Source organism: Anaerococcus sp. HMSC068A02 (assembly GCF_001811125.1).
GTDB classification, from domain to species: Bacteria; Bacillota; Clostridia; order Tissierellales; family Peptoniphilaceae; genus Anaerococcus; species Anaerococcus vaginalis_C.
Genome location: NZ_KV803751.1, coordinates 8,156 through 8,803 on the forward strand (window position 1 = coordinate 8,156; position 648 = coordinate 8,803).

The 648-nt window shown below is 30.4% G+C and carries 1 protein-coding gene; it reads left to right on the forward strand.

The annotated features are described in order from the left end of the window. Positions 1 to 473 (forward strand): hypothetical protein (locus tag HMPREF2782_RS04465; RefSeq protein WP_261668646.1); only part of this gene is annotated, 473 nt, incomplete at its 5' end. Positions 474 to 648 lie beyond the last annotated feature (175 nt).

Here is a 648-nt window from a genome sequence, read left to right on the forward strand (position 1 = left end):
AATCAAGAAAAAAACGAAAAAGGACAAGAAAGGTAGAGGAGGGCGAAAGGCTATCCTTATTTAGTAAAAGGAGGAAATTGGGAAATATAGCTGGAAAATTAGAAAATCTTGAAAGAGAAAATGCTAATGGAGAAAAGTTCAAGGTAAGCAACTTTTCAATCGTTTCAAAAGATGACGATGGAAATAAAGTTTATACCAATTGTTCAGCTTATGGAGATAAGACAAAAGATTTAGAGAATCTAAAAAAAGGAGATTTTGTTAAAATATTTGGACAAGTAAAGACAAGCATTAACAGCAACGGAAAGGAACATAAGAATGTCCGTATTTTATCTTCTAAGCTCTTAAAAGCAAAAGAACAAGTAAAGAGTCAAGATAAAGATAAAAAGTCCATATTAGGGCAAATAAAAAGCTTTAAGACAGACGATAAAACTAAATCTAATACGAAAGACCATAGCAAAGGTGCAGAGAGGTAAATATCGAGACTGTGTAAAATTTTGTGTATAGAAACCTCCTCTTTAATTTAATTATAACATTAACTATAATTTATTTTCTATTACTTGATATATCACTTTAAAAGAGCAAAAAAATAAAGGCAGTCCGAAGACTGCCGATATTTAGGGTCTGTAAATAATTTTGTGTATCAACCTA